This is a genomic window from Cellulomonas sp. P5_E12, from assembly GCF_054049315.1.
In genome coordinates this window covers 34,884-48,597 of the sequence record NZ_JBFUMP010000022.1, presented here as the reverse complement: position 1 = coordinate 48,597, position 13,714 = coordinate 34,884, and the positions used below count along the sequence as shown (strand labels likewise).

The window sequence follows — 13,714 nt, the reverse complement described above, 5'->3', positions numbered from 1 at the left end:
GCCCTCGGCCTCCTCGTCTGCCGCGACCGCCGAGGCGATCCGGTCGAGCACGCCGGACAGGGGCGCCCCGAGCTCGTCCGACAGCCGGGCCGCCGCGACGACGGCCCGCGCCCGCTGGAGGTCGCCATCACCCGGCCGGCCACGTCGCCAGCGCGACCGGGGCGGCGCCGTCCGCGTCCGCCGCCTGCCGGTCGGAACGATGGCCGCGAGGAGCGCCGCCTCGGCCGGTACGGATCCTGCCGACGGGTCACCGAGCGCACGGCCCCAGGCGTCGGCCGGACTCGCCCCGGCCCGCAGCTGCGCGGAGGTCGCGAGCAGGACGGCCGAGAGGTCGTTGCTCGTCGGACCGGCAGGCACAGAACCGGCCTCCGGTGCTGTCCGAGCCGACCGTCCGCGCACCGGCCGACCTCGCGGGCCACCGGCGACCCAGATCGCGAGCGCCACGAGCACCCCAACGAGCATGCTCACCGGGCCACACCGATCTCGGCGGGCCCGAGCCTGGTGACGCCGACCTGCAGGCTCACCGCGCCCCACCGATCGCCGCGAGTCCGAGCCTCGCGGCCAGCCCGGGCCACCCCGGCCCGGACGCGGTCACGCCCGCCGGGTCGCAGCGCAGCGCGCACGCCACCTCGAGCGCACCGGACGCATCTCGACGGACGACGCCGACCTCCGCCACGTACCGCCGACCCCGGTCCGCGGCGGCCCGGCGAAGGTGGAGCACGGCRTCGAACGCGCTCGACGCCTGCGCCGCGACGGCGTCGCGCGACATCCCCGCCAGCGCCGCGAGCGCCTCGAGCCGCGCCGGAACGTCCGCTGCGGCGTTGGCGTGCACGGTGGCGCAGCCGCCGTCGTGCCCGGTGTTCATGGCGGCCAGAACCTCGCGGACCTCGGCACCGCGGCACTCGCCGAGCACGATCCGGTCGGGCCGCATGCGCAGGGCGTGCCGGACCAGGTCCGCGAGGTCCACCCGGCCGGCGCCGTCGACGTTGGCCTGCCGGGCGACCAGCCGGACCACGTGCGGGTGCGCCGGGGAAAGCTCGCCCGCCTCCTCGAGCACGACGATGCGCTCGTCCGGTGGCACGAGCGAGAGCAGCGCCGCGAGCAACGTCGTCTTGCCGGAGCCGGTGGCGCCCGAGATCAGGAGGTTCGCGCGGGTGGCCACGAGCGCCCGGACGACCGGGACGAGGGCGGTCGCCAGCGTGCCGGACGACACGAGCTGGTCCAGCGTGAACGCGCGCGCCCGCACGACGCGCAGGCTGATCAGGGCACCGGCGTCGGCGACGGGCGGAAGCACGGCGTGCAGCCGCGTTCCGTCGGGCAGCCGCGCGTCGACCGCCGGCGAGGCGTCGTCCAAGCGTTGGCCGCCTGCTGCCGCGAGCCGCACGGCGAGGGCGCGCACCTCGTCGGCGCCACCGAGGTCCATCCCGGTGAGCGAGAGGCGGCCCGCTCGCTCGACCCACACCTCGCGCGGCCCGTTGACCAGCACGTCCGTCACCTCGGGATCGTCGAGGAACGCTTGCAGCCGGCCCGCGCCGAACAGCTCGTCGCGGACCGCCCGGGTCACCGACCCCAGGGCGGCGGACCCCAGCACCGCGCCGACGTCGCGCGCGGTGGCCTCGACGGCCGCACCGACCGCCTCCACGTCGAGCCCGACGCGCGCCCGGACGGCGTCGAGGAAGTCGGGTCCGACGGGCCTCATCGCCCGAGCTCCCGCTCGAGGGCACCGACGAGCCGGGCCGCAGCACGGGCGAGGCGCCCGCGGCTCGGCACGCCGCCGCGCTCGAGCGCCGCTGTCACGCCCCGGTCCGTCGGCAGCGTCCCCAGCACCGGGAGCCGCACCGCGGCGGACAGGTCCGCGGTGCCGAGCCCACCGGGTGCGGGACCGCGCACGACCAGCCAGGCCGGCACCGCGTCCAGCTGCGGCCGCACCGCGAGGATCCCGGCGACGGCCCGCAGGTCCCGCGGCGCCACGACGAGGACGGCGTCGCACACGGCGGCCACCGACTCCCCCGCCACCGTCGCCGCTCGGTCCAGGTCGAGCACGAGCACGCCCGCCTCGAGCGTGAGCGCGTGCAGGACGTCCGCCACGACCGCGGGCTCGGGCGCGCCGGGCCGCTCGCGGTCGGMGCTGAGCACGGCGCACGGACCCCACCGCGGCAGCAGCGCCAGCACGTCGGCGCCGGGGACGTCACCGCGCGCGTCCGCGAGATCGGGCCAACGGACGCCGTCCGCGGCCTCGAGCCCGAGCAGGACGTCGATCCCACCCGACGCGCGGTCGAGGTCGACCAGCACCGTCGCGGTCTCCCGCGCGAACCGACGGGCGACACCCGCGGCCAGCGTCGAGGCGCCTGCACCGCCACGGGCGCCGACGACGCCCACGACGAGCGCCCGCGGCGACGGCGAAGCGACCGACGGCGGGGAGGGAAGGCCGAGGCGGGCCACCGCGAGGGGGGTCATCGGTGCACCTCTCCGTCCTGCCCGACCCGACCGCCGGCGCACGAGAAACACTGCAGCGGCCGGGCCCGACGCGATCCGGGCACGCGCGAATCGGTGGACGCCGATGCGAGCGTCGTGGGCTGTGGGCGCCTCGGGCACGCGGACAGGGAAGCGACGGCGACGTGTCGGCCCCGGCCACTAGGCTCGCGGCGAACCGCGCGCCACCTCCCGGTGCCGCGCGCGCCCGACGACCGAGGCCCGGAGAAGCATGGACGAGCACCCCACGCAGGACGACGCCGAGCCGTCGCCGCGCGAGGCCGCGTTCTTCGACCTCGACAAGACGATCATCGCGACGTCGTCGGCCACCGCCTTCTCCCGCCCGTTCCTCGCGCAAGGACTGCTCACGCGCCGGTCCGTGATGCGCACGGCGTACGCGCAGGTGCTCTACCTGCTCGGCGGTGCCGACGAGGACCAGACGGAGCGCCTGCGCGCCGAGCTGTCGCGCATGGTCGCCGGATGGGACGTGGCGCAGGTGTCGGCCATCGTGGCCGAGACGCTGCACGAGTCGATCGACCCCACCGTGTACGCCGAGGCCGTCGCGCTGATCGAGGCCCACCACGCCGCAGGTCGGGACGTGGTCGTGGTGTCGGCGTCTGGGGCCGAGGTGGTCGAGCCGATCGCGGCGATCCTCGGTGCGGACCACGTCATCGCGACCCGGATGAACGTGGTCGACGGCCGGTACACGGGCGAGATCGACTTCTACGCGTACGGCGAGAACAAGGCGTCGGCCATCCGTGAGCTCGCGCAGGTCGAGGGGTACGACCTCGACGCCAGCTACGCCTACTCCGACTCGATCACCGACGCACCGATGCTCGGCGCGGTCGGGCACGCGTTCGCGGTGAACCCCGACAAGGCGCTGCGGCGGCTCGCGCTCGAGCGCGGCTGGGGCACGTTGTCCTTCGTCCGGCCGGTGGCTTTGTTCTCCTTCAAGAAGACCGCGCGCATCGCGTCCGCGAGCGGGATCGCGCTCGTCGTGGCCGCCCTCGTGCTCACGTGGATCCTCGTCCGCCGGCAGCGACGTCGCGCCTGACGGCGTCCCGCATCACGGACGGTCGTCCCAGCATCCGGCGGGCGCGGACGGCTGGCCTGGGCAGTCACCGTCTGGGCTTTCGCTCGTCACGGACCTGGGGTACCAAGGGATCACAACTGCATGACCGCGAGGGTACCCACGCGCAGGAGAGCCCACCTATGGGCAGGTCGACCGGGCTGGTCCCGTCGCGACCGACACCGGTGCACGCCTGATCACCTTCCGGTCGGCTGTTGGCGACGGCGCCCCTTGGGCGCCGTCGTTCGTTTCTGCCTAGGGCGCCAACGACCCCGCCAGCACCGCGTCCGCGACGGCGCGGGCCTCGAGCGCACCGTCGACCACCGCGGCCCCGCACGACCGCAGCCACGCGGCGACCCCGTCAGCAGTCCCCGTCGCGAAGCCCGCGGCCGCCCCGAGGTACGGGTTCAGCGCGGCGGCCCAGGTCGCCTCCGCGATCACCGAACCGGTGGGGTCCAGACCGCGAGCCGTCAGGACGAGGCGCGCCACGGCCCGGGCGACCAGCCCGTTCCCGGCGCGGAACGGGCGCAGGGCGAGCAGCTCCCCGTGCACGACGGCGCCGACGACGAGGGCCGGCACGCTCGTCGCACGCAGGGTCTGGTCGAGCAGGTCGACGCGCGCGGCCAGCTCGTCGCCGACCGGAGCCCACCCGAGACCGGTGAGGTCCTGGGGCTGCTCGACGGCCCGCAGGAGTCCGATGTCTCCCTCGGACAGCCACCCGCCGGCCGCCGCGACGTGCACGCGCACCAGCAGCTGGCGCAGCGGCGGCAGCGGAGCCGCACCCCGCGAACCCAGGGACGGCATGAGGCTCTCCACCAACGCCGTCGCCCGCAGCGCCCCGGCGACGACCGGCGCATGACCACCCTCGGTGGCCAGCGACCGCACCAAGGACAACGGCACGCGCACCCCCTCGATCGCGCAGGACGACCGGGTCACCCGCAGGCCGGCCTCGGAGCGCACCTCCTGCGAGCGCCGCCGATAGGCCTCGTGCCAGCGCAGCTCCTCGCACGCGACACGGGCCTGCTCGACCGCGTCGGCGACGCCGGGAAGGTCCAGCAACGGCGCGAGGGGGTCAAGCACGCGCCCACCCTACGAGAGAGGCCACAATGGCGAGATGGTGTCACCGAGCGTCTCCTCGTMCATCACGGCACGGCTGGAGGTGCAGGCCCGACCGACGGCCGTCAGCGAGCTCACCACGGCGATCGAGAAGGCCGGCGGCATCGTCACCGCCCTCGACGTCACGGCGTCGGGCCACGAGCAGATGACCGTCGACGTCACGTGCGCGACGCGGGGAGAGCAGCACGCGGCCGATATCGTCGAGGCCCTCAAGGTCCTCGACGGCGTGGTCGTCGACCGCGTCAGCGACCGCACGTTCCTCATGCACATCGGCGGAAAGCTGTCGATCGAGTCCAAGGTCCCGCTGCGCAACCGCGACGACCTCTCGATGGTCTACACGCCGGGCGTGGCGCGCGTGTGCGAGGCCATCGCGGCCCACCCGGAGGACGCGCGCCGGCTCACCATCAAGCGCAACACGATCGCCGTGGTCACCGACGGCACCGCGGTGCTCGGTCTCGGCAACATCGGCCCGCTGGCCAGCCTGCCCGTGATGGAGGGCAAGGCGGTCCTGTTCAAGCGCTTCGCGGGCATCGACGCCTTCCCCATCGCGCTCGACACTCAGGATGTCGACCAGATCGTCGAGACCATCTGCGCGATCGCGCCGGTGTTCGCGGGCATCAACCTCGAGGACTTCTCGGCGCCGAGGTGCTTCGAGATCGAGCGCCGGCTGCGGGAGCGCCTGGACATCCCGGTGTTCCACGACGACCAGCACGGCACAGCGATCGTCGTCGTCGCGGCGCTGACCAACGCGCTCAAGGTGGTCAAGAAGGACCTGGGCACCGTCCGGATCGTGCTCTCGGGCGCGGGTGCCGCGGGCACGGCCGTGCTCAAGCTGCTGCTCGCCGCGGGCGCCAAGGACGTCGTCGTCGCGGACATCGACGGCGTCATCCGCGCGGACCGACCCGGGCTGGACGAGTCCCTGTTCTGGACGGCGAGCATGACCAACCCGCGCGGCATCACCGGGTCGATCCCGGACGCGCTCAAGGACGCCGACGTCTTCATCGGCGTCTCGGCCCCGGACGTCATCACGGGCCACGACGTCTCGACGATGGCCAAGGACTCGATCGTGTTCGCCCTGGCCAACCCCCGGCCCGAGGTCGACCCGGACGACGCGGCGCAGTACGCGGCCGTCGTCGGCACCGGCCGCTCCGACTTCGCCAACCAGATCAACAACGTCCTGGCCTTCCCCGGCGTCTTCCGGGGACTGCTCGACGCGCAGTCGCACCGGATCACCAGCCGCATGCTGCTGGCGGCGGCGTACGCGCTGGCGTCGGTGGTCACGGACGAGGAGCTCAACCCGACCTACATCGTGCCGAGCGTGTTCAACCCCGAGGTCACGACGGTCGTCGCGGCGGCCGTGACGAAGGCGGCCCAGACCCCGATCGAGGTCTAGACCCGCCGGGACAGCTCGGCCACCGCCCGCTGGGTCGCGCGGACGAGCGGCGCAGGGACCTCGCCGTCGGCGAACGTGACCGCCAGCCCCGCGATCGGGAACCCGGTGTGGTCGCGGACGGCCACGGCGACCGAGGCGAACCCCCTGGTGACGTCCCCGCGCTCCTGCGCCCAGCCGACCCGGCGGACCTCGGTGAGGACCGTCCGGAGCTCCGACAGGCGACGAGGCCCGACGCCCGTCCGGTCGACGAACGCCTCGCGGCTCGGGAACAGCGCCCTGACCTGCGCCGACGGCAGGTCGGCCAGGATCGCGCGCCCGCTGGCCGTGAGGTGCGCGGGCAGCCGCACGCCGACGTCCGTCACCAGCACCGGCCGACCGGCGGCGCGCTCCTCGACGACGTAGAGCACGTCCCGCCCGTGCAGCACCGCCAGGTGTGCGCTCTCGCCCACCTGGTCGACGAGCCGCGCCAGCACCGGCCGCGCGGCGCGGGCCAGCGGCGCCTGGCGGGAGTAGGCGGACCCGAGCTCGAAGGCGGCGAGCCCGAGGCCGTACCGGCGTTCCTCGGGCAGGTGGACGACGAACCCGTGCTGAGCGAGGACCGTGAGCAGGTGGTAGGTCGTCGACCGCGGGAGGTCGAGGGCGGTCGCCAGGGCGGCGGCGGGCAGCGGTCCGGTCCGCGACAGGTGGCGCAGCAGCCGCAGCGTCGCGTCGGCGGCGGGGACGTCGCTCATCGCGCCTCCTGTCTGGTATCCCAGACGATATCGCTGCCGGCGACCTAGGAGCGCACGCCGTCGAGCGGTGTCATGAACCATGAGCACCACTACTGCCACCGACACCGTCGTCGTCGGCACCGGTCCGGTCTCGATCGCTGATGTCGTCGCGGTCGCCCGGCACGGCGCGGGCGTCCGGTTGTCCGACGAAGCCCTCGTCGCGATCGCCCGCGGCCGCGCCGTCGTCGACGAGCTCGCCGCAGATCCGCAGCCGCACTACGGGATCTCGACCGGCTTCGGCGCGCTGGCCACCCTGTCGATCCCCGCCGAGAAGCGACGCGACCTCCAGCGCAGCCTGGTCCGCTCGCACGCCGCGAGCACAGGCCCCGAGGTCGAGCGCGAGGTCGTCCGGGCGCTCATGCTCCTGCGCCTCTCGACGCTGGCCACCGGCCACACCGGCGTCCGTCCCGAGACCGCGAGCGCGTACGCGGCGATGCTCGACGCCGGCATCACGCCCGTGGTCCGCGAGTACGGCTCGCTCGGCTGCTCCGGCGACCTCGCGCCGCTGGCACACTGCGCGCTCGCGCTCATGGGCGAGGGCGAGGTCCGCGACGCCACCGGCACGCTCATGCCGGCCTCGGAGGCGGGACTGAAAGCCGTCACGCTCACCGAGAAGGAGGGCCTCGCCCTCATCAACGGCACCGACGGCATGCTCGGCATGCTCGCGCTCGCGCTGCACGACCTCGACACCCTCCTGACCACGGCGGACGTCGCGGCGGCGATGAGCGTCGAGTCGCTGCTGGGCACCGACGCCGTCTTCGCCGCAGACCTCCAGGGCCTGCGCCCGCACCCCGGCCAGGCCGTGTCCGCCGCGAACATCCGCGCGGTCCTGCACGGCTCCGGGATCATGGCGAGCCACAAGACCCCCGACTGCACCCGAGTGCAGGACGCCTACTCGCTGCGCTGCGCGCCGCAGGTGCACGGCGCAGCCCGGGACACGGCGCAGCACGCGCGGGACGTCGCCGAGCGCGAGCTGGCCGCCGCCGTCGACAACCCGGTCATCACCGACGACGGCCGCGTCGAGTCCAACGGCAACTTCCACGGCGCCCCCGTCGGCTACGTGCTCGACTTCCTGGCCATCGCCGTCGCGGACGTCGCGAGCATGTCCGAGCGCCGCACCGACCGGTTCCTCGACGTCGCCCGCAACCACGGCCTGCCCGCGTTCCTCGCGCACGACCCCGGCGTCGACTCCGGCCTGATGATCGCGCAGTACACGGCGGCTGGGCTGGTCTCGGAGCTCAAGCGGCTCGCGGTGCCGGCGAGCGTCGACTCGATCCCGTCGTCGGCCATGCAGGAAGACCACGTGTCGATGGGCTGGCACGCGGCCCGCAAGCTGCGCCGATCCCTCGACGCCCTGACCCGCGTGCTGGGCATCGAGCTGCTCACCGCCGCCCGGGCGATGGACCTGCGCGCGCCGCTGCGGCCGTCGCCGGTCACGGGCGCCGTGCGCGACCTGCTCCGCGCGCGCGGCATCCCCGGCCCCGGTCCCGACACCTACCTCTCCCCCGACCTCGAGACCGCCGCGGACGCCGTGCGGGATGGGGCCATCGCCTCACAGCTAGGAGCACGCTCATGACCGCCGGCCCCCGCCCCGTCCGCGCCCCGCGCGGCACCACGCTCACCGCCCGCAGCTGGCAGACCGAGGCCCCGCTGCGGATGCTCATGAACAACCTCGACCCCGAGGTGGCCGAGCGCCCCGACGACCTGGTCGTCTACGGCGGGACGGGCAAGGCGGCCCGGTCGTGGGACGCATACGACGCCATCGTGCGGACCCTGACCACGCTCGGCGACGACGAGACGCTCCTGGTCCAGTCAGGCAAGCCCGTCGGCGTGCTGCAGACCCACGAGTGGGCGCCGCGCGTGCTGCTCGCCAACTCGAACCTCGTCGGCGACTGGGCGACCTGGCCCGAGTTCCGCCGGCTCGAGCAGCTCGGCCTGACCATGTACGGGCAGATGACCGCGGGCTCGTGGATCTACATCGGGACGCAGGGCATCCTGCAGGGCACCTACGAGACGCTCGCCGCGGTGGCCGCCAAGCGGTTCGGCGGGACGCTCGCCGGCACGCTGACCGTGACCGGTGGCTGCGGCGGGATGGGCGGCGCGCAGCCGCTCGCGGTGACCCTCAACGGCGGCGCGTGCCTGATCGTCGACGTCGACGGCGAGCGGCTGCACCGGCGGGTCCGCGAGCGCTACCTCGACCGGGTCGCGACGAGTCTCGACGAGGCGATCGCGCTGGTCACCGCAGCGCGCAGGGAGAAGCGAGCACTGTCGGTCGGCGTCGTCGGCAACTGCGCAGCCGTCCTGCCCGAGCTGCTGCAGCGCGGCGTCGAGGTCGACGTCGTCACCGATCAGACCTCCGCACACGACCCGTTGTCCTACCTCCCGGTCGGCGTCGACGTCGCGGACTGGGCGTCTTACGCGGCAGCGAAGCCCGAGGAGTTCACGGAACGGGCGCGCGCGTCGATGGCCCGGCACGTCGGCGCGATGGTCGGGTTCATGGATGCCGGCGCCGAGGTGTTCGACTACGGCAACTCGATCCGCGACGAGGCCCGGCAGGGCGGCTATGACCGGGCGTTCGACTTCCCCGGCTTCGTGCCGGCGTACATCCGGCCGCTGTTCGCCGAGGGCAGGGGACCGTTCCGGTGGGCCGCGCTGTCCGGCGACCCGCGGGACATCGCCGTCACCGACCAGGCCGTGCTCGACCTGTTCCCCGAGAACGACCACCTGCACCGCTGGATCCGCGCGGCCCAGGACCGGGTCGCGTTCCAAGGGCTGCCGGCGCGCATCTGCTGGCTCGGGCACGGCGAGCGCGACCGCGCCGGCCTGCGGTTCAACGAGCTCGTGGCCTCCGGGGAGGTGTCCGCGCCGCTCGTCATCGGCCGCGACCACCTCGACGCCGGCTCGGTCGCGTCGCCGTACCGCGAGACGGAGGGCATGGCCGACGGCTCCGACGCCATCGCCGACTGGCCCCTGCTCAACGCGCTGGTCGCCGCCTCGTCGGGCGCGACCTGGGTGTCGATCCACCACGGCGGCGGCGTCGGCATGGGCCGCTCGATCCACGCCGGGCAGGTCTCCGTCGCCGACGGCACCGAGCTGGCCGCGCGCAAGCTCGCCCGCGTGCTGTCCAACGACCCCGCCATGGGCGTGCTGCGGCACGTCGACGCCGGCTACCAACGGGCCGACGAGGTCGCGACGGCCAACGGGCTGCGCGTGCCGATGCGGGAGAGGCCCGCATGAGCGACAGCGTGACCTTCGCAAGAATGTGGTCGGACCTCGAGCCCGTCGGCCGGGCGCACGACGGCGGCTACCGCCGGTTCGCCTGGACACGCGAGGACCACGTGCTGCGCGAGTGGTTCGCGGGCGAGGCGCAGGCCCGCGGGCTCTCCCTGACGACCGACCGCGCAGGCAACCAGTGGGCCTGGTGGGGCGACCCGGACGCGACCCCGGGGGTCGTCACGGGCAGCCACCTCGACTCGGTGCCGGGCGGCGGCGCGTTCGACGGCCCGCTCGGGGTGGTCAGCGGCTTCGCGGCCCTGGACGCACTCCGTTCACGCGGCTTCGAGCCGAGCAGGCCGCTCGGCATCGCCAACTTCGTCGACGAGGAGGGCGCCCGCTTCGGCGTCGCCTGCGCCGGGTCGCGGCTGATCACCGGGGTCCTCGACGCCGACCAGGCGAGGGGCCTGAAGGACGCCGACGGGGTCACCATGGCCGAGGCGCTCAGGCGGGCCGGCCGCGACCCGTCGAGTCTCGGCCGCGACGACGAGACCCTGCGCCGCATCGCGTCCTTCGTCGAGCTGCACGTCGAGCAGGGCCGCGGGCTCGTGCACACCGGCGACCCGGTCGGCGTCGGCCGGATGATCTGGCCGCACGGCCGCTGGCGGGTCGACCTGCGCGGCGAGGCCAACCACGCCGGCACCACCCCTTTGGCCGACCGCCGCGACCCGATGCTCGACCTCGCGGCGTTCATCGCGCACGTGCGGTCGGCCGCGCAGGACGCCGGTGCGCTCGCGACCGTCGGCAAGCTGCGCGTCGACCCGAACGGCGTCAACGCGATCCCGTCGCTGGTCACGGCCTGGCTGGACGTCCGCGCGGAGGACGAGTCCGCCGTCGAAGCGGTGCTGAGCGCCCTGGCGGGATACACCCCGGCCGAGGAGTCGTGGACCCCGGTCACGCTGCTCGACGCGGACCTCGCCGACGTCGTCGCCGACGCCCTGGACGACCCGCCACGGCTGGGTACGGGCGCCGGCCACGACGCCGGCATCCTCGCGGCGGCCGGCATCCCGACGGCCATGCTCTTCGTCCGCAACCCGTCGGGCATCTCGCACGCGCCCGCGGAGGACGCCGACGAGGCCGACTGCCTGGCCGGCATCGACGCGCTCACCGCCACCCTCGAACGGCTGCTGTCGTGACCACGTTCTGGGCGGCGCGGGCCTGGCTCCCCGACGGGATCGCCGCGGACGTCCGCATCACGGTCGCCGACGGCCGCATCACGAGCGTGTCCGCGGGGGTCCGTGCCGACGAGGCCGACCATCGCCTCCCCGGCGTCGCCCTTCCCGGATTCGCCAACACCCACTCCCACGCGTTCCACCGCGCGCTCCGGGGCCGGACGCACGACGACGGCGGCACATTCTGGACCTGGCGGGACCGGATGTATGCCCTGGCCGCGACCCTGACCCCGGACACCTACCTCGCCCTGGCCCGCGCGACCTACGCCGAGATGGTCCTCGCGGGAGTCACGGCGGTCGGCGAGTTCCACTACCTGCACCACGCCCCCGGCGGCACCCCGTACGACGACCCGAACGTCATGGCCGAGGCCCTGCGCACCGCAGCCCACGACGCCGGCCTGCGGATCACCCTGCTGGACACGGCCTACCTGACCGGCGGCATCGACGCCCCGCTCGAGGGAGCCCAGCGGCGGTTCGGCGACCACGACGCCGACGCCTGGGCCACCCGCGTCGCCGCGATCCGCCCCGACGACACCCTGACGGTCGGCGCCGCGGTCCACTCGGTCCGCGCTGTCCCCCTCGACGCGATCCCGACGATCGCCGCCCATGCCACGGGCCGCCCGCTGCACGTCCACCTCTCCGAGCAACGCCTGGAGAACGAGCAGTCGCTGGCCACGTTCGGCGCGACGCCGACGCGGGTGCTGGAGGACGCGGGAGCGCTCGGCCCCGACACGACCGCGATCCACGCGGTGCACGTCACACCGGAGGACGTCGCGATCCTGGGCTCCACGCGGACGGGGATCTGCCTGTGCCCGTCGACCGAGCAGGATCTCGGCGACGGCATCGCCCCCGGCGACCTGCTCCGGAGCGCGGGCGCCCGCCTGTCCGTCGGCAGCGACCAGCACGTCCGCACCGACCTGCTCGCCGAGGCCCGGTCCGTCGAGATGCACGAGCGCCTCGCCGGCAAGAACCGCGGCGTCTTCACACCCGTCCAGCTCCTCGAGCTCCTGACCGCCGGCGGCCACGCGAGCCTCGGCGACCCCACGGGCGGCCGCCTYGAGCCCGGCGCCCGCGCGGACCTCGTGGCCGTCCGCACCGACACCCCGCGCACGGCCGGTGCCGACCCGGCGCAGCTGGTGCTCGTCGCGGGCAGCGCCGACGTCGACACCGTCGTGGTCGGCGGCGTCGTGCGCGTGGCGGGCGGGCAGCACGTCCTGGGCGACGTCGGCGCGATGCTCGGCTCGGCGATCACCACCGCGTGGGAGGAGGCCCGATGACGGCGCGCCTGGTCACCGGCATCGGCGAGCTCACCACGCACGACGAGCGGTTCGACGGCCCGCTGCTCGACGCCGCACTCGTCGTCGAGGACGGCGTGATCGCGTGGGTCGGGCCCGCGCGCGAGGCTCCGGAGGCCGACGACATGACCGGACTCGGCGGCGCCGCGGTGATCCCCGGCTTCGTCGACAGCCACACCCACCTGGTCTTCGCGGGCGACCGCTCCGCCGAGTTCGAGGCCCGCATGGCCGGCACCCCGTACACGGGCGGCGGCATCGCGACGACGGTCGCGGCGACGCGCGCGGCGTCCGACGACGAGCTCCGCGCACGCCTGAGCACGCTGGTCGCCGAGGCCCGCGCCCAGGGCACGACGACCCTCGAGATCAAGAGCGGTTACGGCCTGGACGTCGCCTCCGAGAAGCGCCTGCTCAGCCTGGCGCGAGAGGTCACGCCCGAGACGACGTTCCTCGGCGCGCACGTGGTCCCGCCGGGCATCGACCGCGCCGACTACGTCGCGCTGGTCACCGGCCCGATGCTCGCCGCCTGCGCCCCGCACGCCCGCTGGGCCGACGTCTTCTGCGAGCCGGCCAGCCCGGTCGCGTTCGACGGCGACGAGGCCCGCGAGGTTCTCGACGCCGCACAGAGAGCGGGGCTCGGCCTCCGAGTCCACGGCAACCAGCTCGGCCACGGTCCGGGCGTGCAGCTCGCCGTCGAGCTCGGCGCCGCAAGCGTCGACCACTGCACGTACCTGTCCGCCGCCGACGTGGCGGCGTTGGCCGGCAGCGGCACGGTCGCCACCCTGCTGCCCGGCGTCGAGTTCTCCACCCGCTCGCCGTACCCGGACGCCCGCCGCCTGCTCGACGCGGGCGTCGAGGTCGCCCTGGCCACCGACTGCAACCCGGGCACGTGCTTCTCGACGTCGATGCCGCTGATGATCGCGCTTGCGGTCCGCGAGATGGGGTTGACCATCGCGGAGGCCGTCCGCGCGGCCACGCTCGGCGGCGCGCACGCCCTGCGTCGCGACGACATCGGCCACCTGCGCCTGGGCGCTCGCGCCCACCTGGCCGTCCTGGACGCCCCGACCCAGCGCCACCTGGCCTACCGCCCGGGCGTCCCTCTCGCGCGGGCGCTGACGCTCTAGGTGAAGACCTCTCGACCGCGGCGCCGCCCGCGG

At 74.8% G+C, this 13,714-nt stretch carries 11 protein-coding genes and 1 pseudogene; 7 read left to right on the top strand and 5 right to left on the bottom strand.

What is annotated here, in order from left to right:
• From ACXJKA_RS16635 to ssd, 3 genes and pseudogenes are all read right to left on the bottom strand, one after another.
• Positions 1-357 (bottom strand): annotated as a pseudogene (locus ACXJKA_RS16635) (hypothetical protein); the annotation flags it as partial.
• 163 nt (positions 358-520) lie between these two features.
• Positions 521-1,699: a TadA family conjugal transfer-associated ATPase gene (locus ACXJKA_RS16630; RefSeq protein ID WP_456826326.1), complete on the bottom strand. Its 1,179-nt coding sequence runs from the start codon at positions 1,697-1,699 to the stop codon at positions 521-523.
• Positions 1,696-2,457: a septum site-determining protein Ssd gene (ssd, locus tag ACXJKA_RS16625; protein WP_456826325.1), complete on the bottom strand. Its 762-nt coding sequence runs from the start codon at positions 2,455-2,457 to the stop codon at positions 1,696-1,698. Before ssd ends, ACXJKA_RS16630 begins: the two co-directional genes overlap by 4 nt.
• 247 nt (positions 2,458-2,704) lie before the next feature.
• Between ssd and ACXJKA_RS16620 the strand changes: the two genes are divergently transcribed.
• The gene (locus ACXJKA_RS16620; protein ID WP_456826324.1) at positions 2,705-3,526 is read left to right on the top strand and encodes an HAD family hydrolase; all 822 of its coding nucleotides are present in this window, start codon (positions 2,705-2,707) and stop codon (positions 3,524-3,526) included.
• Positions 3,527-3,796: 270 nt separating this feature from the next.
• Here ACXJKA_RS16620 and ACXJKA_RS16615 read toward each other — a convergent pair whose 3' ends face one another.
• Positions 3,797-4,621: a cell filamentation protein Fic gene (locus ACXJKA_RS16615; RefSeq protein WP_456826323.1), complete on the bottom strand. Its 825-nt coding sequence runs from the start codon at positions 4,619-4,621 to the stop codon at positions 3,797-3,799.
• Between the two features lie 34 nt (positions 4,622-4,655).
• Between ACXJKA_RS16615 and ACXJKA_RS16610 the strand changes: the two genes are divergently transcribed.
• Positions 4,656-6,050 (top strand): malic enzyme-like NAD(P)-binding protein, encoded by a 1,395-nt coding sequence (locus ACXJKA_RS16610; protein ID WP_456826322.1) that lies wholly within the window; start codon positions 4,656-4,658, stop codon positions 6,048-6,050.
• On the opposite strand, the gene ACXJKA_RS16605 is transcribed toward ACXJKA_RS16610, so the two are convergent.
• The gene (locus ACXJKA_RS16605) at positions 6,047-6,781 is read right to left on the bottom strand and encodes an IclR family transcriptional regulator (protein ID WP_456826321.1); all 735 of its coding nucleotides are present in this window, start codon (positions 6,779-6,781) and stop codon (positions 6,047-6,049) included. The two genes, ACXJKA_RS16610 and ACXJKA_RS16605, sit on opposite strands and share 4 nt — an antisense overlap.
• 79 nt (positions 6,782-6,860) lie before the next feature.
• On the opposite strand from ACXJKA_RS16605, the gene hutH reads away from it, so the two are divergent.
• The 5 genes from hutH to hutI are packed head-to-tail and all read left to right on the top strand — an operon-like array spanning position 6,861 to position 13,681.
• Positions 6,861-8,396, top strand: coding sequence for a histidine ammonia-lyase (hutH, locus tag ACXJKA_RS16600; RefSeq protein WP_456826320.1), 1,536 nt, complete (start codon positions 6,861-6,863; stop codon positions 8,394-8,396).
• Entirely contained in the window at positions 8,393-10,057 is a 1,665-nt protein-coding gene (gene hutU, locus ACXJKA_RS16595; RefSeq protein WP_456826319.1) for a urocanate hydratase, read from the top strand. Before hutH ends, hutU begins: the two co-directional genes overlap by 4 nt.
• Entirely contained in the window at positions 10,054-11,229 is a 1,176-nt protein-coding gene (locus tag ACXJKA_RS16590) for an allantoate amidohydrolase (RefSeq protein ID WP_456826318.1), read from the top strand. The genes hutU and ACXJKA_RS16590 overlap by 4 nt, the downstream gene beginning before the upstream one ends.
• The gene (locus tag ACXJKA_RS16585; RefSeq protein WP_456826317.1) at positions 11,226-12,542 is read left to right on the top strand and encodes a formimidoylglutamate deiminase; all 1,317 of its coding nucleotides are present in this window, start codon (positions 11,226-11,228) and stop codon (positions 12,540-12,542) included. The genes ACXJKA_RS16590 and ACXJKA_RS16585 overlap by 4 nt, the downstream gene beginning before the upstream one ends.
• A complete protein-coding gene (hutI, locus tag ACXJKA_RS16580; protein ID WP_456826316.1) occupies positions 12,539-13,681 on the top strand; it encodes an imidazolonepropionase in 1,143 nt (380 codons plus the stop codon). Before ACXJKA_RS16585 ends, hutI begins: the two co-directional genes overlap by 4 nt.
• Positions 13,682-13,714 lie beyond the last annotated feature (33 nt).

Bases quoted from the DNA above. Each gene is read 5' to 3' on its own strand.
- ACXJKA_RS16620 (WP_456826324.1), top strand. From the start codon at position 2,705: ATGGACGAGCACCCCACGCAGGACGACGCCGAGCCGTCGCCGCGCGAG.
- ACXJKA_RS16605 (WP_456826321.1), bottom strand. From the start codon at position 6,781: ATGAGCGACGTCCCCGCCGCCGACGCGACGCTGCGGCTGCTGCGCCAC.
- hutH (WP_456826320.1), top strand. From the start codon at position 6,861: ATGAGCACCACTACTGCCACCGACACCGTCGTCGTCGGCACCGGTCCG.
- hutU (WP_456826319.1), top strand. From the start codon at position 8,393: ATGACCGCCGGCCCCCGCCCCGTCCGCGCCCCGCGCGGCACCACGCTC.
- ACXJKA_RS16590 (WP_456826318.1), top strand. From the start codon at position 10,054: ATGAGCGACAGCGTGACCTTCGCAAGAATGTGGTCGGACCTCGAGCCC.
- hutI (WP_456826316.1), top strand. From the start codon at position 12,539: ATGACGGCGCGCCTGGTCACCGGCATCGGCGAGCTCACCACGCACGAC.